The 19,397-nt window shown below is 68.6% G+C and carries 15 protein-coding genes; 8 read left to right on the top strand and 7 right to left on the bottom strand.

What is annotated here, in order from left to right:
* The first annotated feature begins 224 nt into the window (after positions 1-224).
* On the top strand, positions 225-1,559 hold the full coding sequence (locus QO011_RS38720) for a LacI family DNA-binding transcriptional regulator (protein ID WP_307284870.1): 1,335 nt from the start codon (positions 225-227) through the stop codon (positions 1,557-1,559).
* A gap of 146 nt (positions 1,560-1,705) precedes the next feature.
* On the opposite strand, the gene QO011_RS38715 is transcribed toward QO011_RS38720, so the two are convergent.
* On the bottom strand, positions 1,706-2,560 hold the full coding sequence (locus tag QO011_RS38715) for a LysR substrate-binding domain-containing protein (RefSeq protein WP_307284867.1): 855 nt from the start codon (positions 2,558-2,560) through the stop codon (positions 1,706-1,708).
* Positions 2,561-2,728: 168 nt separating this feature from the next.
* Between QO011_RS38715 and QO011_RS38710 the strand changes: the two genes are divergently transcribed.
* Genes QO011_RS38710 through katG form a run of 3 tightly spaced genes read left to right on the top strand, consistent with a single transcriptional unit; the run spans position 2,729 to position 6,950 of the window.
* Positions 2,729-4,249, top strand: a complete 1,521-nt coding sequence (locus tag QO011_RS38710) for an MFS transporter (protein WP_307284865.1) — start codon at positions 2,729-2,731, stop codon at positions 4,247-4,249.
* Between the two features lie 54 nt (positions 4,250-4,303).
* On the top strand, positions 4,304-4,780 hold the full coding sequence (locus tag QO011_RS38705) for a Fur family transcriptional regulator (RefSeq protein ID WP_307284859.1): 477 nt from the start codon (positions 4,304-4,306) through the stop codon (positions 4,778-4,780).
* Positions 4,770-6,950: a catalase/peroxidase HPI gene (katG, locus tag QO011_RS38700; protein WP_307284855.1), complete on the top strand. Its 2,181-nt coding sequence runs from the start codon at positions 4,770-4,772 to the stop codon at positions 6,948-6,950. Before QO011_RS38705 ends, katG begins: the two co-directional genes overlap by 11 nt.
* A gap of 139 nt (positions 6,951-7,089) precedes the next feature.
* Here the strand turns inward: katG and QO011_RS38695 are convergent, their stop codons facing one another.
* The gene (locus tag QO011_RS38695; RefSeq protein WP_307284851.1) at positions 7,090-7,983 is read right to left on the bottom strand and encodes a LysR family transcriptional regulator; all 894 of its coding nucleotides are present in this window, start codon (positions 7,981-7,983) and stop codon (positions 7,090-7,092) included.
* Between the two features lie 97 nt (positions 7,984-8,080).
* On the opposite strand from QO011_RS38695, the gene QO011_RS38690 reads away from it, so the two are divergent.
* Positions 8,081-8,938: an oxidoreductase gene (locus tag QO011_RS38690; protein ID WP_307284848.1), complete on the top strand. Its 858-nt coding sequence runs from the start codon at positions 8,081-8,083 to the stop codon at positions 8,936-8,938.
* 13 nt (positions 8,939-8,951) lie between these two features.
* On the opposite strand, the gene QO011_RS38685 is transcribed toward QO011_RS38690, so the two are convergent.
* From QO011_RS38685 to QO011_RS38670, 4 genes are all read right to left on the bottom strand, one after another.
* Positions 8,952-10,010, bottom strand: a complete 1,059-nt coding sequence (locus QO011_RS38685; protein ID WP_307284846.1) for an ABC transporter ATP-binding protein — start codon at positions 10,008-10,010, stop codon at positions 8,952-8,954.
* 7 nt (positions 10,011-10,017) lie between these two features.
* On the bottom strand, positions 10,018-11,064 hold the full coding sequence (locus QO011_RS38680) for a carbohydrate ABC transporter permease (RefSeq protein ID WP_307284844.1): 1,047 nt from the start codon (positions 11,062-11,064) through the stop codon (positions 10,018-10,020).
* Positions 11,061-12,194, bottom strand: a complete 1,134-nt coding sequence (locus tag QO011_RS38675; RefSeq protein ID WP_307284841.1) for a carbohydrate ABC transporter permease — start codon at positions 12,192-12,194, stop codon at positions 11,061-11,063. The genes QO011_RS38680 and QO011_RS38675 overlap by 4 nt, the downstream gene beginning before the upstream one ends.
* 110 nt (positions 12,195-12,304) lie before the next feature.
* Complete coding sequence (locus QO011_RS38670; RefSeq protein ID WP_307284837.1) at positions 12,305-13,783, bottom strand: ABC transporter substrate-binding protein; 1,479 nt, start codon at positions 13,781-13,783, stop codon at positions 12,305-12,307.
* Between the two features lie 204 nt (positions 13,784-13,987).
* Here QO011_RS38670 and QO011_RS38665 point away from each other — a divergent pair, with 204 nt between their 5' ends.
* Positions 13,988-15,436 carry a mannitol dehydrogenase family protein gene (locus QO011_RS38665; RefSeq protein WP_307284834.1) on the top strand — a complete coding sequence of 483 codons (1,449 nt, stop codon included), beginning with the start codon at positions 13,988-13,990 and terminating at the stop codon, positions 15,434-15,436.
* A gap of 122 nt (positions 15,437-15,558) precedes the next feature.
* Here QO011_RS38665 and QO011_RS38660 read toward each other — a convergent pair whose 3' ends face one another.
* Complete coding sequence (locus QO011_RS38660) at positions 15,559-16,443, bottom strand: LysR substrate-binding domain-containing protein (protein WP_307284831.1); 885 nt, start codon at positions 16,441-16,443, stop codon at positions 15,559-15,561.
* A 123-nt stretch (positions 16,444-16,566) separates the two neighbouring features.
* Between QO011_RS38660 and QO011_RS38655 the strand changes: the two genes are divergently transcribed.
* Together QO011_RS38655 and QO011_RS38650 are read left to right on the top strand one after the other, a co-directional pair.
* Positions 16,567-18,186, top strand: coding sequence for a GMC family oxidoreductase (locus tag QO011_RS38655; protein ID WP_307284830.1), 1,620 nt, complete (start codon positions 16,567-16,569; stop codon positions 18,184-18,186).
* Positions 18,187-18,197: 11 nt separating this feature from the next.
* Entirely contained in the window at positions 18,198-19,388 is a 1,191-nt protein-coding gene (locus QO011_RS38650) for a mandelate racemase/muconate lactonizing enzyme family protein (RefSeq protein WP_307284827.1), read from the top strand.
* The last annotated feature ends 9 nt before the right edge of the window (positions 19,389-19,397 follow it).

The raw sequence follows: 19,397 nt of genomic DNA, 5'->3' as shown, positions 1-19,397 counted from the left end.
GATCTTCTTCTCGAGAGTTCAAGCTCGGGATTTGCGACGGTCCGCGCGCGCCCTCGATCAGGGCGCGAACGACCGCGCGACGCCTCGCCCTGTGCCGAAGTCAGGCCTGCCCGGGCATCGGACGCCCGGCACGAGGCGGCGGGTCAGCTGGATCAGGCAGCCTTGAATCGACCGCTGCGACGCCGGCGGGCGGCGAGGCGCGCCTGCAGGCTCAGGACAGCGCGATGCGCGCCGTGAGCCTCGTTCCTGCATGGGGGAAGGCCGGCTGCCGGCGACCGGCCGGACGGAACAGTCTCGCTGTCATCCCTTCCTCCCTTGGATCGCGGCCTCTGGAGAGGCTCTGTCGTTGCAGCGCCGTTCAGGCGTGTAGTAGCGTTATTACGCAGTATCGTTACTACACGCTGATTGCAAGCATTTTTTGCTTCGAGTATGAGACCTTCGATGCTTGCAGCCGTTCGGCCGGACCGTTCTCGCCGATATGTGCCGGGACCCTTTTGATGGCCAGACAGAAAGCGCGGCTGAAAGACATCGCCGCGAAGACGGGCTACGGCACCAACACGGTTTCGCTGGCTCTGCGCGGCAGCACGCGCATCTCGGCCGCGGCCCGCGACCTCATCCGCAAAGCGGCGCTGGAGCTCGACTATGTCCCGAACAACATTGCCAAGTCACTGGTCTCACGGCGCAGCAACACGGTCGGGCTGATCCTGCACGAGATCACCAACCCGATCCTGACCAGCGCGGCCAAGGAGATCCAGCTGGCTCTGGCGTCCCGCGGATATGGGGTGCTCTTCGCGACGTCGAACGGCAGCTTCGACGAGGAGCTGCACGCGATCGAGATGTTTCGCTCGCGGATGGTCGACGGGCTGCTGATCTATCCGCTGGTGCATTCGAGGCTCGATCATCTCAGGCGGCTGCGGGAGCAGAACTTTCCGGTGGTCCTGCTGGTCGGCGTCCAGGATTCGGGCATCGACGTCGTCGGCATCGACGAATTCGTCGGCGCCCATGATGCGACGCGCCATCTCGTCGACCAGGGACACCGCAGGATCGGCGCCCTGGTGATGCTGCAATATGGCACGTCGCAGAAGCACGACGGCTATGTGGCGGCCTTGGAGGCGGCCGGCCTGCCTGTCGATCCGCAGATCATCGGGTCGTGCCTGAACCATTCCATCGAAGGCGGCATCCAGACCATGGACAGCATCATGCATGGGCCGGATCCGCCGACGGCGGTCTTCTGCAGCAGCGACATTCTCGCCCTCGGCGCTTTGCGATGGGCCAGGATCCATCGGCGGACCGTGCCGGCCGAGCTCGCGATCATCGGCTTCGACGATATCGAAAGTGCCAGCCACGCCGTGACGCCGCTCTCGACGATCAACAACAACGTCGATGAGCTCGCCCGGCGCTCGGTGGCGCGACTGCTGGAGCTCATCGACGCGGAGGGCGGGCTGCCGCCGCCGCGCACCAGCCTGCTGCATGGCGATCTCGTCGTTCGGGAGAGCTCGGCGACGGACGCGGCTGCCGGATCGACGGCGACACCGACGATCGATACGCGATCGTCCTGATCGTTTCGGAGACGCTTCGTCGCCGGCACCACGCTGCCCGACCCGGCGAGGCGATCCATGGGCCATCCGCATCCGAAGCTGCGGGCTTGGCTCGCCAATCATCCGCGCCGATCGAAAGAGGCGACAGAGGCGCTTGCGGCTCTCCCTCAGGAATTGGGCCGATGTTCGCGGAAGGCGGCGGCGAGCGTGCGCAAGGCCTCGCGGGATTTGGCATCGGTGAGGGTGGAGAACAACACGATCTCGGTGGAGGGGAGCGGCGGCAGGCCGAAGCGTTGGCTGACCTCGACCGTGCCGGGTGGGGCCAGGCGACATGAGAAGGCCGAGACGGCAAGGCCCGCCGAGACGGCGGCCGTCACCATCGACGAGGTGCCGCCGAGGAAGACTTCCGTCCATGGGATGGCGGCGGAGTCCAGGGCGCGGGTGGCGATGTTGCGCACGCCGCAGGTCGGCGAGAGCGCGGCCAGCCGCAACGGCTCACCCTGACGATAGTCGAACTGCGGGGCGGCGAACCAGCCGAAATGCTCCGGCCCCAGCACGTCCCCGCCGCGCTGGTCGTCCTCACGCCGGATGATGGCGGCATCGAGCTCGCCGCGATCGAAGGCATCCAGCAGCACGCGCGAATTGTCCATCCGCACTTCGATGGTCAGACCGGGGTCGTGGGCGTTCAGCCGTGCCAGAAGGGTCGGCACCTCCGGTCCCGCGACATGGGCGGCGATGCCGAGGCCGAAGCGGCGGCGCGTTGCCGACAGGCCAGCCATGGCACGGTCGTGAGCGGCGAGGAATTCGCGTGCGCCGGCGAGGAACACGGCGCCTTGCGCCGACAATCGCACCGTGCGCGGCGTCCGCTCGATGAGGCGTCGGCCGAGCCGGTCTTCAAGCCGTTTCAGCTTCACGCTGATTGCGCCCTGCGTGGCCCCGAGCGCCTCGGCGGCGCGGGTGAAGCTTTGAAGATCGGCGATGGTGACGAACGCCAGGACGGCGTCCACGTCCAGCGTGGTCATGCCAATAATCCAAAATTGTTGTCTCTGAAATCACTAACCATCCAATTCAATAATGGTCAAGCTTTCGCTATGGAGAAATCCATCGGAGCAACCCGCGGACCGAAGCACGAGCGCCTCCCGCCATGATCGGGTTTCGCCGTCGTGGTTCGCGCGTCGAAAGGCTGAACCATGACCCTTGCCATATCCGCATCGGCCGACGGCAGAAGTGCCGTCGCCCTCGCTGCCGTCTGTCTGTCCGCCCTGATGTTCGGGCTGGAGATCTCCAGCGTGCCGGCAATCCTGCCGACACTGGAGCAGGCGCTGCACACGGATTTCAGACAGCTCCAATGGATCATGAACGCCTATACCATCGGCGTGACGATGGTGCTGATGGCAACGGGCGCGCTGGCCGATCGCTTCGGGCGCAAGCGCGTATTCGTCGCCAGCATCCTCGCTTTTGGCGCGGCTTCCCTGGCCTGCGGGATGACGAACAGCGTCCCGGTGCTGATCGGTGCCCGCTTTTGCCAGGGGCTGGCCGGCGGGGCCATGCTGGTGTGCCAGATCGCCATCCTGTCGCACCAGTTTCGCGCGGCGCGCGAGCGCGGCATGGCTTTCGGCTGGTGGGGCGTCGTTGCCGGCGTGGGGCTGGGATTCGGCCCGATCATCGGCGGCGCCATCGTCGCGCTGTGGAGTTGGGAATGGGTCTTCCTCGTCCATGTGGCGCTCGGCATCGTGACCTTGCTGCTGGCGGCCGGCGGGGTGCGGGAATCGCGCGACGCGGAGGCGACCCGCCTTGATGTCGTCGGGATCGCGACGCTGTCGGCGGCAGTGTTCTGCCTCGCCTTCTTCATCACCCAGGGACCGGACCTCGGCTTCACCAGCCCGACGGCGCTTTCGATCCTTTCCGTCTCGGTCGCGAGCTTCATCGCCTTCGTCGTCGCAGAAAAGCTTGCGCCGAGGCCGATGTTCGACTTCACGGTGTTCCGTATCCGAGCCTTTTCCGGTGCGATCATCGGATCGGCGGCGATGAACATGAGCTTCTGGCCGTTCATGATCTATCTGCCGATCTGGTTCCAGGCCGGCCTCGGCTATGACAGCGTCGCCGCCGGGATGGGTCTGCTCGCCTATACGCTGCCGGCGCTGGTCGCGCCGCCGCTTGCCGAGCGCCTGTCGCTGCGCTTCCAGCCTCGTCTCGTCATTCCGGCCGGTCTGTTTACCATCGGCCTCGGGTTCATCCTGATGAAGCTCGGCAGCGGTGCCGAGCATGCCAGCTGGCTGACCATGCTGCCGGGCTGCGTCCTGGCCGGCGTCGGGCTCGGCCTGACCAACACGCCGGTCACCAACACGACGACGGGAGCGGTTCCCGCCGCGCGGTCAGGCATGGCGTCAGGCATCGACATGAGCGCGCGCATGATCTCGCTGGCCATCAACATCCCTGTCATGGGCTTCATTCTGGTCGAGGGCGTGCTGTTTTCGCTCAAGGCGAACCTGCCGCTCGGCACGGACGCATCCACCCTGCGTTCGCTCGCGACGAGGATCGCCGCCGGAGCCGCCGATTCATCGGGGCTGGGCGGAGGAGATGCGATCGTTCATCGCGCCCTCGCCGACGGATTCGGTGGGGTCATGCTCTATGGCGGCGCCAGCGCCTGGCTGCTCGCAGCGATCAGCTTCATGGTGTTCGGCGGATGGCGTCGTCTGGCCATCCGATAATTTTAGCAATTGTCTCTATTGAATGGCTAAAAATAAAATGGTATCGGCGGGCGCATGTCACAGCCACCCGCCGACCATTCGTGCGACCATGACTGGGTCCAGATCCTGAGGGACAAAGGGCTGCGCGCCACCGTGCAGCGCGTGACGGTCCTGGACTATCTGCATCATCATCCGCATGCCGATGCCGAGACCGTCTTCCAGGGTGTTCGCTCCTCTCTTTCGACGATCTCGCTCCAGGCCGTCCACCTGATCGTGCAGGACCTGTCCGGCGAAGGCCTGATCCGCCGCATCAGCCTGCCGGATTCCGCCAGCGCACGGTACGAAACGCGCATCGAGGACAATCACCACCACATCCAGTGCATCCGATGCGGACGCATCGAAGATGTGGACTGTGTCGTCGGCCATGCCCCCTGCATCGAGCCGAGCGACACGCGCGGCATGCGCATTGTCGAAGCCAGCATCGTCTTTCGCGGCATTTGCCGCGATTGCGAGTCCGTAGCCAGCAAAGGGATGAAGAACGATGACAGATGAAGCAAAATGCCCGTTCTCGGGCGACGCTTCCAAGAAACGCGTCGAGGGCACGCAGAATCGAGACTGGTGGCCCGAGCAGCTGCGCGTCGACCTCCTGAACCAGCATTCGTCCAAGTCCGATCCGCTGAATCGGAACTTCAGCTACCGCGAAGAATTCAGCAAGCTGGACTATGCGGCGCTGAAGAACGATCTGCGCAAGCTGATGACGGACTCGCAGGACTGGTGGCCTGCCGATTTCGGCCATTACGGCCCGCAGTTCATCCGCATGTCCTGGCACGCTGCCGGCACCTACCGCCTGAGCGACGGCCGCGGCGGCGGCGGTCGTGGTCAGCAGCGTTTCGCTCCGCTGAACAGCTGGCCGGACAACGTCAACATCGACAAGTCGCGCCGCCTGCTCTGGCCGATCAAGCAGAAATACGGGCAGAGGATTTCCTGGGCCGACCTGCTGATCCTCACCGGCAATGTCGCGCTGGAGACCATGGGCTTTCGCACCTTCGGCTTTGCCGCCGGCCGCGAGGACACCTGGGAGCCCGATCAGGACGTGTACTGGGGAACCGAGACCGCCTGGCTGACCCACCGGCCCCTCGAGAGCTTCAAGAGCCCGCTCGGCGCCACCGAGATGGGCCTCATCTACGTCAATCCGGAAGGCCCTGGCGCCAACGGCGACCCGGTCTCCGCCGCGCTGTTCATCCGCGAGACCTTCAAGCGCATGGCGATGAACGACGAGGAGACCGTCGCGCTGATCGCCGGCGGCCACACTTTCGGCAAGACCCATGGCGCCTCGGCGGAATCGCACAAGGGTCCCGAGCCGGAAGGCGCGCCGCTCGAGGCGCAGGGCCTGGGCTGGATCAGCAATTACGGCACCGGTCATGGCGCGGACGCCATCGGCAGCGGCCTCGAAGTGACCTGGACGCAGACGCCGGCGCAGTGGAGCAACTTCTTCTTCGAGAACCTGTTCAAGTATGAATGGGTGCAGACCCGCAGCCCCGCCGGCGCCATCCAGTGGGAAGCCAAGGACGCCGGGGACATCATCCCCGACGCGCACGACCCGTCGAAGAAGCGCAAGCCGACCATGCTGACGACCGACCTGTCGCTGCGCGTCGACCCGATCTACGAGAAGATCTCGCGCCGCTTCCTGGAGGACCCGCAGGCCTTTGCCGAAGCCTTTGCCCGCGCCTGGTTCAAGCTGACCCATCGCGACCTCGGTCCGCGCTCGCGCTACCTCGGCCCGGAAGTGCCCAGGGAAGAGCTGATCTGGCAGGATCCGGTGCCCGCCGTCGATCACCCGCTGATCGACGCCGCCGACATCGCCGCGCTCAAGGCCAAGGTGCTGGCCTCGGGCCTGACCGTGTCCGAGCTGGTCGGCACGGCCTGGGCTTCGGCCTCCACCTTCCGCGGTGGGGACAAGCGCGGCGGCGCCAACGGTGCGCGTGTCCGCCTCGCGCCGCAGAAGGATTGGGAGGTCAACCGGCCCGACCAGCTGCAGAAGGTGCTCGATGTGCTGGACGGCATCCGGACCGAGTTCGACAAGGATGCGAGCGGCGGCAAGAAGGTCTCGCTCGCGGACCTGATCGTGCTGGCCGGCAATGCCGGCGTCGAGCAGGCGGCGAAGGCCGCCGGTCACGCGGTGGCGGTGGCCTTCAAGCCCGGCCGTACCGATGCCTCGCAGGCGCAGACCGATGTGGACTCCTTCGAGTGGCTCGAGCCGGTCGCGGATGGCTTCCGCAACTACCAGAAGGCCGGGCATCCCGTGCCGGCCGAGGTCTCGCTGATCGACCGGGCGCAGCTGCTGACCCTGACCGCGCCCGAGCTGACCGTCCTGGTCGGCGGCCTGCGCGCGATCAACGTCAACGCCGATGGCTCCAGCCACGGCGTGCTCACCGACCGGCCGGGCGCGCTGACCAACGACTTCTTCGTCAACCTGCTCGACATGGGCACGCAGTGGAAGGCGGTGTCCGAGGCCAAGGACCTGTTCGAGGGCACCGACCGCAAGACCGGCAAGGTCAAATGGTTGGGCTCGCGCGTCGATCTCGTGTTCGGTTCGAACGCGGTGCTGCGCGCTTTGGCCGAGGTCTATGCCAGCACGGATGCGAAGCAGAAGTTCGTCGACGACTTCGTCGCCGCCTGGACCAAGGTGACGAACCTCGACCGCTTCGATCTGCATGCCTGACGGGCGCGGCCGGGAGATCCCGGCCACGACTTGAAAGCCCAGGCCGGGTTGCGGGCCTCCCGCAACCCGGCGGGATCCAGATACGGCAAAGCCGCCCCCAGGGGCGGCTTTTTGCAAGGCTCATTGCGCCGGCGGCGCGTCACCTCCGGCCGCGCACCGCCTCGATGAACGCGGCCAGCACCGGGCGCATCTGCCGCCGCGAGGCGTAGTAGAGGTGGAAGCCCGCAAAAGGCGGCGTCCAGTCGGCGAGCAGCCGGATCAGCCGGCCGTTCGCGACATGCGGCGCGACCTCGTGATCGAGGAGATAGCCGACGCCCAGCCCGTCCAGCGCCGCTTCGAGCATCAGCTGGGGTTCGTTGAAGGTCAGCGGACCGGGGACATGCACGTCCAGGGCCTGGCCGTCGCGCTCGAACTCCCAGGCATAGATGGTCCCGGCCCCGACCATGCGATAGTTGATGCACCGGTGCCGCGTCAGGTCGCTGGGATGCGCGATCGGGCTTGCACGTTCGAGATAGCCGGGCGTCGCCACCACCGCCATGCGCAGATCGGGCCCGACCTTGAGCGCGATCATGTCCTGCTCCAGCTTCTCGCCGAGCCGGATCCCGGCATCGAACCGATCGGCGACGATGTCCCGGTAGGCATAGTCGACCACCACCTCGACGGTCGCATCCGGGTACGCAGCCGTGAAGGCCGGCAGCACGGGCCGGATCACCGCGTCGTAGGCCTGCCGCGTCGCGGTGATGCGCAGCGTCCCCGAAACGCGGTCGCGCCCCTGGTCGAGAGCGTCCAGCGCCCCGTCGATGCTCTCCAACGCCGGTCCCAGCGTCTCCAGCAGCATCCCGCCCGCCTCCGTCGGCGACACGCTGCGGCTGGTGCGCTGGAGCAGGCGGTATCCGAGGCGCGCCTCCAGCCGCCGGATGGTGTGGCTGAGATTGGAGGTGGAGGTGCCGAGCGCCGCGGCGGCGCGCGTGAAGCTGTGCATGCGCGTGACGGCCGCAAAGGCGGCGAGGTCGTCCAGACTGGCGCGCGTCATCGTGCAATCCTGTTCAACGACCCTTTCCATCCATCCAACCTAATCGAACCGGATGCCGATGACCACCTTCCGAGCGCCACGGAATGGAGGAAGACCCATGATCACCAAGGACGCCGTCTGGCTCATCACCGGCTGCTCCAAGGGGCTCGGCCGAGCGCTGGCAGAGCAGGCGTTCGGCGCGGGCTACCGCGTCGTCGTCACCGCGCGGCGCATCGCCGATATCGCGGACCTGGCGGCCGCGCACGGCGACGCCGCGCTCGCGGTCGCGCTCGACGTCACCGATCCGGCCGGGATCGAGGTGGCGATCGCCGCAGCCGAGCATCGCTTCGGCGGCATCGACGTGCTCGTCAACAATGCCGGCTACGGCTACCTCGCCGCGATCGAGGAGGGCGAGGACGCCGACATTCGCGCGCTGTTCGAGACCGACCTGTTCGGCCCGCTGAACCTGGTGAAGGCCGTGCTGCCTGGCATGCGCGCCCGTCGCCGCGGCCACATCGTCAACATCAGCTCCATCGGCGGTCTCGTGACCTATCCGGGCGTCGGCTACTATCACATGGTGAAGTTCGGCATCGAGGCGATGTCCGACACGCTGGCCAAGGAGGTGGCGCCGCTCGGCATCGGCGTCACGGTGGTCGCGCCCGGCGCTTTCCGCACCGACTTCCGCGGCCCCGCTTCGATCAGGCAGTCGGCGACGCGCATCGACGACTATGCCGATACCGCCGGCAAGTCCCGCGAGGGCGTGCAGGCCGGCCACGGCAGGCAGGCGGGCGACCCCGTGCGCGGCGCCCGTGCGATCATCGCCGCCGTCGAGGCGCAGCAGCCCCCCGTCCATCTGCTGATCGGCGGCGACGCGCTGGATCAGCTTCGCGGCAGGCTCGACGGGCTGCGCGGGGAAACCGATGCCTGGGAGGCGGTGACGCGCAGCACCGACTTTCAGGCCGGCGCCACGGCCTGAGCCGGGTGACGCGTCAGCCGGCGGCGGGCAGGCGGTTGCCGCCCGCCTTGTCGAAGAGATGCAGCGCCTTGTCGTCGAAGCCGATGCCGACGGCCTCGCCGATCTCGCCCTGGAACTCCTTGTCGACCTTGACGGTGAGGTTGGCGCCGGCGCAGCGGCAGGTGACCAGCGCGTGGTCGCCGATCAGCTCGGTGGCGAAGATCTCGCCGGCGAGCTTGCCGGCGCCGGTCGCGGTCACCCGGCAGTCCTCCGGGCGGATGCCGAGCACCACGGCCGGGTTGCTCGCCCGGCTGTTCGTGCCGAAGCTGCCGGCCGGCGTGGAGAAGCGCCCCTCGCGGAGCTCGCCCTCCAGGAAGTTCATCGGCGGCGAGCCGATGAAGCCGGCGACGAACAGGTTGGCCGGCGCATTGTAGATGGTCGCCGGCGTATCGAGCTGCTGCAGCACGCCCTTGTCGAGCAGCGCCACCCGGTGCGCCAGCGTCATCGCCTCGATCTGGTCGTGGGTGACGTAGATCGTGGTGATGCCGAGCTCGTGCTGCATGTGCTTGAGCTCGGCCCGCATATGGCCGCGCAGCTTGGCGTCGAGGTTGGAGAGCGGCTCGTCCATCAGGAAGGCGGCGGGGCGGCGGATGATGGCGCGGGCCAGCGCCACCCGTTGGCGCTGGCCGCCGGAGAGCTGGCGCGGATAGCGCTCGAGCAGCGCGTCCAGCTGCACCTGCCGGGCGACCTCCTTGACCGCCGCCTCGATCTCGGCGCGCGGGCGCTTTCGCACGGTGAGGGGATAGGCGATGTTGGCGAACACCGTCTTGTGCGGATAGAGCGCATAGGACTGGAACACCATGGCGATGTCGCGGTACTTCGGCAGCAGGCCGGTGACGTCGCGCTCGCCGATATGGATCGTGCCGGAGGTGACGGTCTCCAGGCCGGCGATCATCCGCAGGGCCGTGGTCTTGCCCGAGCCCGAGGCGCCGAGCAGCACCAGGAACTCGCCGTCCTTGACCTCGAGGTCGAGGCCCTTGACCACCTCGACCTGGCCGAAGGACTTGTGGACACCGTTCAAGCTGACGCGCATCGGCCGATCAACCCTTGACCGCGCCGACCAGCAGGCCGCGCGCGATGTGTTTCTGCAGGAAGGCGGCGATGGCGATGACCGGCACGATCATGACGACGATCAGCACGGACATGTACCACCATTGCGGGCCGCGGGTGGTGTTCTGGGCCGAGACCAGCACCGGCATGGTCTGGGCGTTGGCGTTGGAGAGGAAGAGCGCCAGCAGATATTCGTTCCAGGCCAGGATCAGCACCAGCATGAAGGTGGCGGCCAGGCCCGATCGCACCAGCGGCAGGGCGATGGTGAAGAACACCCGGAACTTGGAGGCGCCGTCGATCTCGGCGCTCTCTTCGAGGTCGAGCGGGATGCCGGCGAAGAAGTCGCGCGTCAGCCACACCACGATCGGCAGGTTCACCGCGGTATAGGTGGCGATCAGGGCGACCTGGGTGTCGAGCAGCCGCAACTGCTGGAACATCACGTAGATCGGCAGCACCGCGACGATCGGCGGCATGATCCGGTTGGAGATCATCCAGAACTCGATGTCGTTGTTGCCGAGCGAGGCCTTGAAGCGGCGCCCGATCGTGCCGAGCGCCAGCAGGAACAGCGCGAGCGCCACCGCCACGGCCGCCTGCCAGGGCACGGCGAAGGCCGCCACCGCGACGATGACGCCGACGAGCAGCAGCACGAAGGTGGCGACCGCGGCGATCCGGACCTCGAAGCGGATGCGCACCAGCGCATAGGCGGCGAGCGCGCCGATCAGTACGGCCAGGACGGTGCTGGAGAGCGCCACCACGATCGAGTTGAGATAGGGCCCGAGCGTGTTGTTCTTGAGCAGCATGAAGGTCCAGGCGTCGAGCGTCGGCTGGAAGTCGAGGAAGGGGAGGTAGTAGGGGCCGCTGTCGACGTCGATCTGCACCTTCAGCGAGGTGACCAGCACCCAGTAGAGCGGGAACAGCACCACCAGCGCCCAGGCGAGCAGGGCCGCATAGGTGAAGATCTTCGGCACCGGCGCCAGCGTGTCGAGGCTCCGGGGCTCGAACAGCCGGCGCAGCAGCGGGCGGGTGTCTGGCGTCACTGGTATCTCCGGGCGGGGCGGACCACGAAGTTGAAGAAGGAGACGCAGGTGATGGTCGAGACGAACAGGAGGATGTAGCCGACCGCCGCCGAGCCGCCGAGGTCCTGGGTGCGCCAGGCGATGAAGGCGTGCAGCGTCAGCGATTCCGTGGCGAGCCCGGGCCCGCCGGCGGTCAGCACGTTCGGCATGTCGATCAGCTTGAAGGCCTCGATCAGGCGGATCAGCACCACGGTGGCGGCCACCGGCGCGATCGCCGGCCAGGTGATGTCGCGCAGGATCTGCAGCCGGCTCGCCCCGTCGAGATGCGCCGCCTCGAGCTGGTCGCGCGGCTGGTTCTCGATCGCCGCCAGGAGCACGATGAACATGAACGGCGTCCATTGCCAGGTGTCGCCGACCAGCACCATCAGCCGCGCCGACCAGGCGTCCGTCGCCCAGGACCACGGGCCGAAGCCGAGCAGGTGGCTGATCGGCGCGAACGGCCCCTTCTGCATGTCGGCCAGCATGCGGAACATGTAGGCGACCCCCACCGGCGTCACCATCAGCGGCACGAAGAAGAGAACCCGGAACAGGCTGCGCGCCCGGATCGGCTGGGCGCAGAGCAGCGCCAGGCCGAGGCCGAGGGCGAACTGCACGGCGACGCCGAGGACGACGTAGAGCAGCGTGTTGGACAGCGTGCCCTGGAAGCCGCCGGCCAGCACCGTGCCGGCCATCACGACGGCGAGGGCGAGGATCAGCGCCGATGTGACGAGGCGCCCGGCAAAGCCGGCGATGGTGAAGCCGGTGCCGACATAGCGCGCCAGCCAGGCCGCCATGGCGAGCCCGACGACGGCGAGCAGCGTCCAGCCCGCGGCGCCCATCTCCTTGAACGTGCCGAGCAGGTGGTATTGCTGCGCTCCGACCAGAAGCCGGCTGTAGTTATAGAAGCCGATGAAGGTCAGCTTGAAGCTGCCGCCGGCCAGCGCGAAGCGCGACAGCGACAGATAGGCCGAGACGATCAGCGGAAAGATCGCGAAGGCGAGCAGGATCAGCACGGCCGGCAGCACCATGATCCGGCCGGAATGGCGGTCGACCCATTGGGCGAGCCTCTCGTGCCGGTCGATGTCGGCGGGCGCAGTCGCGGCGAGGGTCATGCTTCTCGAGGGGGCAGGTGTCGAGGACGCGGCCCGCCGCGCGGGCGGGCCGGATGGCGCGGCGCGCTCGGTGCGCCCGCCCCGTGCGGTGCCCGGGGCGGGCGCGTCGGTCAGTCCTTGATGCCGAGCGTGCTCTTGTAGAACTTGAGCTGATCGTCCTTGCCGATCTGCTCGTTGAGGTCGTTCCAGCCGGCGACGATGGTCTTGATCGTCGTCTCCTTGTCGATCTCGCCGGCGAGGAAGCGCGAGATCGCCTCGTCCAGCACCACCTGCTGGTATTTCTGGTTCTGCGGGATGCGCAGGTCGAGGATCATGTTCGGGCTGTCGAGGCTGGCGCGGATGGCGCCGAGATAATAGCCCGCCGCCTTCTCGCTCATGCCGCCCGTCTTCCAGGCGTCGTTGTAGCTGAGCTGCGAGACGCGGTAGGGGTTGAAGCCGGTCTTGCCGATGGTGACGTCGACGCTCGATTGCGCCGGCTGGCCGAGATAGGAGAAGAAGGCGTAGGCCGCGTCCTTGACCTTGTCGGCGGCCTTGACGTTGATGCCGCCGCTCCAGCCGCCGAACGCCGCATAGGGCGCGTGGTTGACGCCGTCGATGGCGTGCGGGCAATTGTCCTTGGTGCAGGCTTCCAGCTTGCCCGTATCCCAGTTCAGCACCTCCTTGGAGCCCGGGGTGATCACCGAGCCGGTCTTGTCGATCACCTTGGAGGTGGCGGGGTCGACGGCGAGCACGCCGACATCGCCCCAGTCGAGGTTGAGCGCGCATTTGCCCGAGGTGAACAGCGGCCGGGTGTCGCTGACGTCGAGGTTGAGCTCGTCCGGCGGCCCGTACTGGGTGGATTCCTTCAGGAAGTCGAGCGCCTTGCGGAAGGCCTCGTTGTCCACCAGCGGCGTCATGTCCTTGGTGTTGAAGAAGGTGCCCTGGGACGTGCCCTTGGACTGGGTCATCGAGCCGACGACGTCGGTGACGAACCAGTAGCTCTGGGCATTGCGCTTCTTGGCGATGCAGGAGCCGTAGATCTTGGTGCCGTCGATCTCCATGCCGTTGAGCTTCTTGGCATCGGCGAGATACTCGTCCCAGGTCGCCGGCGGCTTCAGCCCGGCCTTCTCGAACACGTCGGTCCGGTAGTAGAGCATGTGGAAGTCGCCATCGAGCGGCACGAGATAGGTCTTGCCGCCATAGCTGGAGGAGAAGTCGCGGAAGAACGGCGCGATGTCGTTCCACTGGATGGCGGTATCCTTGGCGATGCGTCCGCTGATCTCTTCGAGATAGCCGCCGGCGACGTAGTCGACCATCCATTGCGGCGCGAACACCGCGGCGTCGACCGAGTTGGTGCCGCTGGCCCAGTCGGTCAGCACCTTCTGATAGAGGTCGGAGAAGGGCACGGCGATGACGTTGATCTTGGCGCCGGTCAGCTTCTCGAACTCGGGAGCGCGGCGCTGCAGCGGCTCCTGGATGGCGCCGGTCTGCGTCATGACGTTGACGGTCACGCCGTCGAACTCGCCGGCGCCGGCCGGCGCGGCGGCTCCCAGCACGCCGATCAGCGCCGCCGTCGACAGCAGCGCTCCCACTCCAGATTTCCAAGACATGGCTTCCTCCCGTGATTTTTTTGATTGGCTGACAGGTCGGCAGAGCGCCTGCGCGGCCGGGGAGCTTGCCGCCCCTCGCACCCGTCGCGGACTATGACACGCCCGTGGCCAAGGTCAAACGGTTGCGCCCCGCCGGAATCCGCGCAGTATGGGCAGCCCGGGAAGGCGGCGATCGACCGTCGGGGCCGGCGGGGGGAGGAGCGCATGGTCGAGCTCAGCGCCAGGACGCTGCACCGTCTGCCCTCGCACGTGCGCGTCCCGGCCTATGACCGCGATGGGCTCCGAGCCGGCATCGTCCATATCGGCGTGGGCAATTTCCACCGGGTGCACCAGGCCGTCGCGGTGCAGCGCTGCCTGGAGCAGCCCGGCCACGAGGACTGGGCGATCTGCGGCATCGGCATCCTCGACGGACCCGAGGCCCGCGCCAAGGCCGAGGCCTTCCGCCGCCAGGACGGGCTCCACACCGTCACCGCCTTCGCCGCCGACGGCTCGAAGGCGGTCGAGGTGGTCGGCGCCATGGCCGACTATCTCCATGCGCCGGCCGACCCGGACGCCGCGCTCCGCCGCCTCGCCGCCCCGGGGACGCGCATCGCCTCGCTCACCATCACCGAGGGCGGCTACGGCCTCGACAAGGCGCTCGCCGAGAGCGGCGGCGCCGGGCGTCCGCGCACCGCCTTCGACTATCTCGTCGAGGCGCTGGACCGCCGCCGCCGCGCCGGCCTGCCGCCCTTCACGGTGATGTCCTGCGACAATCTCAGGTCCAACGGCGACACCAGCCGCGCCGCGGTCCTGGCCCTGGCCGAGCGCCGCGACGGCGAGCTCGCCGCCTGGATCGAGCGGCACGGCGCCTTCCCCAACAGCATGGTCGACCGCATCGCCCCGCGCGTCACCGCGGCGGACCGCCAGGCGCTCAACGCCTTCAGCGGCATCGAGGACGCGCTGCCGGCGAGCTGCGAGAGCTACACCAACTGGGTGATGGAAGACCGGTTCTGCAACGGCCGCCCGCCCTTGGAGCGGGCCGGCGTCAGCCTGCGCGACGATGTCGCCGCCTTCGAGGCGGTCAAGGGGCGGCTGTCCAACGCGGCGCACATGCTGCTGGCCTATCCCGCCGTGCTGCTCGGCTACCGGCTGATCAACGAGGCCATGCGCGACGGGCGCCTGGTCAGGCTGCTGCAGGATTTCTGGACCCTCGACGCCATCCCGCTGGTGACGCCGCCGCCCGGCCTCTCGCCGCAGGTCTTCACGGCTCAGGTGCTGGAGCGCTTCGCCAATCCCGGCATCGACGACCAGGTGCTGCGCGTCGCCCATGACGGCGCCTCCAAGCTGGTTGTGTTCCACGCCAGGACCCTCGCCCAGCTCATCGCCGGCAACGGCCCGCTCGAGCGCGAGGCCTTCCTGTTTGCCTGCTTCGCCCGCTACCTCCTGGGCGTCGAAGACGGCGGCGCCACCTTTCCCGTCGACGAGCCGCGCCTCGATGCGGCGGACTGGGCCCGCATCCGCGGCGGCGATCCCCTCGCCGTCTTGCACCTCTCGCCCTTCACCGAGCTCCGCCTGCCGGAGAGCGAGCGCTTCCGCGACGCCTTCGCCCGCGCGGCCCAGGCCCTCGCCGCCAAGGGCGCGGGGCGGGCTCTCGCCGAGCTCGTCGGCGGCTAGAGCATTTTCCAGCGAACCGGCTCTCGGTTCGCGTCAAGAAAATGCGTAAAAACAAAGAGATAGAGAGCGTGGTCGATTCAACTTGAAGCGATCACGCTCTCGAGCGCCCTCTTGGGTGCGGCTCAGCCGCCGCCCTCGCGCAGCAGCCAGTCGCGGAACAGCAGCGCGTCGGCGCGCGGCGCCCGGCCGTCCTGCAGCAGGATGTGATGCGCCTCGGCGAGCAGGAGCGGCGTGTCGACCGCCAGGGCGATCGGCAGGCTCCGCGCCGCCGTGGCGAAGAAGCTCTCCAGCACGATGGCCGCGCCCTGGCCGGCGGCGACGAGCTGCAGGGCGGCGAGGCTGGTATCGACCTGGATCCAGGGGCGCGGCGGCGTCAGGCCGTGCTCGCCGAACAGCCGCTCCCAGCCATTGTCGGCGAGGCCCATGATCTGGATGCGCGGCAGGCGCGCCAGGGCGGCGAGGCGCGCCGCGGAATCGCCCGCCGCGGCGAGGTCGCGATGGACCACCGCGACCGCCGGCTCGTGGCGCAGCAGCTCGCTGCGGAAGCCCGGCCAGGCCCCCTCGCCGAAGCGGACCTCCAGGTCGCATTCGCCGACCGGCAGCCCGTCGGCATAGATCGAGGAGAACACGTGCAGCTCGATGTCGGGCTGCGCCGCATGGAAGCGCTCCAGCCGGGGCGCCAGCCAGAGCGTGGCGAAGGAGACGGGCACGCGCACCGGCAGGATGCGGGCGCGCTTCTGCCCGAACAGCCCGGCCGTCGATGCGCGCAGGTCCTCGAACGCCTTGCGCACGGCCGGCAGATAGGCCTCGCCGGGCTGGGTGAGGCGCAGGCCTCGCGCCAGGCGCTCGAACAGCGCCGCGCCGAGCTCGGCCTCCAGGAGGCGCACCTGGTTGCCCACGGCCGCGGCCGTGAGGTTCAGCTCCCGCGCCGCGCCGGCAAAGCTCGAGTGCCGGGCCGAGGCCTCGAAGGCGCGCAGGCGGTTGGGCGGCGGCAGGGCGTGGGGCATGTCCCTTGCTATCACGACAGGCCCTATTTTTCTGCCCCCTCAGGGGCTCTTTCTTTCGTTTGATTTGCTCCTCGGCTGGTCTCAGGGTCGATGGCCGTGAGCAGAGCCGGCAAAGCAGGGCGCATGGCCGAGTCGTTCGACTTCATCGTGATCGGGGCCGGCTCGGCCGGCTGCGTCCTGGCCGACCGCCTCAGCGAGGACGGGCGCCACAGCGTGCTGGTGCTGGAAGCGGGCGGGCACGACCGACGCTTCTGGATCAAGACGCCGATCGGCTATGGCCGCATCTTCTTCGACGGCCGTGTCAACTGGAAGTACCAGGCCGAGCCGGACCGCGGGCTCGGCGACCGGCGCGCCTATTGGCCGCGCGGCCGGGTGGTCGGCGGCTCCAGCTCGATCAATGCCCTGGTCTATTGCCGCGGCCTGCCGCACGACTTCGACGACTGGCGCGACGAAGGCAATCCCGGCTGGGGCTGGGCCGATGTCGAGCCGGTCTTCGCCGGCTTCGAGGGCCGCATCGACCGTGCGGGCCGGGTGCGGACGCCCGGTCCCCTGGCGGTCGCCGATGTCGGCGACGAGGTGCATCCGCTGAAGCGCCATTTTCTCGACGCCGCCCGCGAGCTCGGCCTGCCCGAGACCGACGATTTCAACGGCGCTTCGCCCGAGGGCGTCGGCGTCTACGCCATCACCCGGCGTCGCGGCCTGCGCTGCTCGGCCGCCGACGCCTTCCTGCGTCCGGCGCTGCGCCGGCCCGGCGTGCGGCTGGAGACGCAGGCGCTGGCGACCCGCATCGTGCTGGCCGGCGGCCGTGCCGAGGGCGTCGACTATCAGCAGGGCGGCGAGGTCAGGCGGGCGCAGGCCCGCATCGCCGTCATCCTCAGCGCCGGCGCCATCGCCTCCCCGCAGCTCCTGCAGCTCTCCGGCATCGGCCCGGGCGCGCTCCTGCAGGAGCACGGCATCGCGGTGCAGGTCGACCGGCCGGCGGTCGGCGGCCATCTGCAGGACCATCTCGCCGTCACCTATCGCTACCGGGCGACGCAGCCGACGCTGAACGACGAGCTGCATTCGTGGTGGGGCAAGCTCGGGGCGGGCCTGCGCTACGTCCTCACCCGCCGCGGCACGCTCAGCCTCAGCGTCAACCAGTGCGGCGGCTTCGTGCGCGCCGGCCCGGACAGCCGGGCGCCCGACCTGCAGCTCTATTTCAACCCGGTCACCTACACGACGGCGCCGGAGGGCACGCGGCCGCTGATGAACCCGGATCCCTTCCCCGGGTTCATCCTCTCCTACCAGCCCTGCCGGCCGACCAGCCGCGGCCGCATCGACATCGCCTCGCCCGACCCGCGCCGGCCGCCGCAGATCCGGCCCAACTCGCTCTCGACCTCCAAGGACTTCGCCGACGTCGTCGCCGGCGGCCGCTTCATGCAGGCGCTGGTGCGCACGGCGGCGATCCGCGACCTCGTCGCCGCGCCGCTCACCCCGACGATCGAGACCATGGACGACGAAGCCATCCTCGCCGATTTCCGCGCCCGCTGCGGCACGGTGTTCCATCCCGTCGGCACCTGCCGCATGGGCCCCGACCCGGCCAGCGCCGTGGTCGATGCGGCGCTGCGCGTCCACGGCGTCGAGGGGCTGAGGGTGGTCGACGCCTCGGTCTTCCCCTCCATCACCTCGGGCAACACCAACGCGCCCACCATCATGGTCGCCCACAAGGCGGCCGAGCTGATCCGGCGCGACGCCCGCTGCTGAAGGAATTCGCCATGAAGCTCGACAGCGTCCGCGTCTTCGTCGTCGGCAACCCGCCGCCGGGCTGGGGCGGGCGCTATTTCATCTTCCTCAAGCTCACCACCGCCTGCGGCATCGAGGGTGTCGGCGAGGTCTATGCCGCCACCTTCGGCCCGCATGTGGTGGCTGGGATGATCGAGGACGTGTTCGCCCGTCGCTTCGCCGGCCAGGACCCGAGGCAGATCGAGGCGCTGTGGCGCCGCGTGCACGGGTCCGGCTACACGCTGCGGCCGGACGTGTCCCTCATGGGCGTGATGAGCGGCCTGGAGATGGCCTGCTGGGACATCGCCGGCAAAGCGGCGGGCCGGCCGGTCTGCGACCTCCTCGGCGGGCGGGTGCGCGAGCGCCTCAGGACCTATACCTACATCTATCCGGAGGAGGGGGAGAGCGAGGCGATCTACCACGATGCCGAGCGCTCGGCCGAGCGGGCGCTCGACTATGTCGCCCAGGGCTTCACCGCGGTGAAGTTCGACCCGGCCGGGGCCTATTCCGCCTTCGATCCGCGCCAGCCCGACCTTGCCTCCCTGGAGCTCTCCGAGCGCTTCGTCAAGCTGATGCGCCAGGCGGTCGGCACCCGCGCCGACCTGCTGTTCGGCACCCACGGCCAGTTCACCCCGGCCGGCGCCATCCGCCTCGCCAAGCGGCTGGAGCCCTACGACCCGCTCTGGTTCGAGGAGCCGGTGCCGCCGGAGATGCCGGAGGAGATGGCCCGCGTCGCCCGCGCCACCTCGATACCGGTCGCCACCGGCGAGCGGCTGACCACGAAGTATGAGTTCGCCCGGGTGCTCGCGACCGGGGCCGCCGCCATCCTGCAGATGAATCTCGGCCGGGTCGGCGGCCTGCTCGAGGCGCGCAAGATCGCCGCCATGGCCGAGGCGCATTACGTGCAGGTGGCGCCGCACCTCTACTGCGGCCCGGTGGTCGGCGCCGCCAACATCCACCTGGCCGCCTCGATCCCGAATTTCCTGATCCTGGAGAGCATCGAGCGCTGGGGCGGCTTCCATGCCGAGCTTCTCAAGACGCCGATCCGCTGGGAGGACGGCCATGTCCTCGTGCCCACCGCGCCGGGGCTCGGCGTCGAGCTCGACGAGGCCGTGGCGCTCGCCCATCCCTATCCCGCGGACGGACGGCTCCACCTGGAAATGGCCGACGAGCCGCTCGGCTGAGAGGGACCC

This window comes from Labrys wisconsinensis (assembly GCF_030814995.1).
GTDB classification, from domain to species: Bacteria; Pseudomonadota; Alphaproteobacteria; order Rhizobiales; family Labraceae; genus Labrys; species Labrys wisconsinensis.
Note: the sequence above shows the minus strand (reverse complement) of the source record. Positions and strands in the feature narration are given on the sequence as shown.

Coding starts and splice junctions, on each gene's coding strand:
- QO011_RS38720 (WP_307284870.1), top strand. CDS start 225: ATGCGCGCCGTGAGCCTCGTTCCTGCATGGGGGAAGGCCGGCTGCCGG.
- QO011_RS38715 (WP_307284867.1), bottom strand. CDS start 2,560: ATGACCACGCTGGACGTGGACGCCGTCCTGGCGTTCGTCACCATCGCC.
- QO011_RS38710 (WP_307284865.1), top strand. CDS start 2,729: ATGACCCTTGCCATATCCGCATCGGCCGACGGCAGAAGTGCCGTCGCC.
- QO011_RS38705 (WP_307284859.1), top strand. CDS start 4,304: ATGTCACAGCCACCCGCCGACCATTCGTGCGACCATGACTGGGTCCAG.
- katG (WP_307284855.1), top strand. CDS start 4,770: ATGACAGATGAAGCAAAATGCCCGTTCTCGGGCGACGCTTCCAAGAAA.
- QO011_RS38695 (WP_307284851.1), bottom strand. CDS start 7,983: ATGACGCGCGCCAGTCTGGACGACCTCGCCGCCTTTGCGGCCGTCACG.
- QO011_RS38690 (WP_307284848.1), top strand. CDS start 8,081: ATGATCACCAAGGACGCCGTCTGGCTCATCACCGGCTGCTCCAAGGGG.
- QO011_RS38685 (WP_307284846.1), bottom strand. CDS start 10,010: ATGCGCGTCAGCTTGAACGGTGTCCACAAGTCCTTCGGCCAGGTCGAG.
- QO011_RS38675 (WP_307284841.1), bottom strand. CDS start 12,194: ATGACCCTCGCCGCGACTGCGCCCGCCGACATCGACCGGCACGAGAGG.
- QO011_RS38670 (WP_307284837.1), bottom strand. CDS start 13,783: ATGTCTTGGAAATCTGGAGTGGGAGCGCTGCTGTCGACGGCGGCGCTG.
- QO011_RS38665 (WP_307284834.1), top strand. CDS start 13,988: ATGGTCGAGCTCAGCGCCAGGACGCTGCACCGTCTGCCCTCGCACGTG.
- QO011_RS38660 (WP_307284831.1), bottom strand. CDS start 16,443: ATGCCCCACGCCCTGCCGCCGCCCAACCGCCTGCGCGCCTTCGAGGCC.
- QO011_RS38655 (WP_307284830.1), top strand. CDS start 16,567: ATGGCCGAGTCGTTCGACTTCATCGTGATCGGGGCCGGCTCGGCCGGC.
- QO011_RS38650 (WP_307284827.1), top strand. CDS start 18,198: ATGAAGCTCGACAGCGTCCGCGTCTTCGTCGTCGGCAACCCGCCGCCG.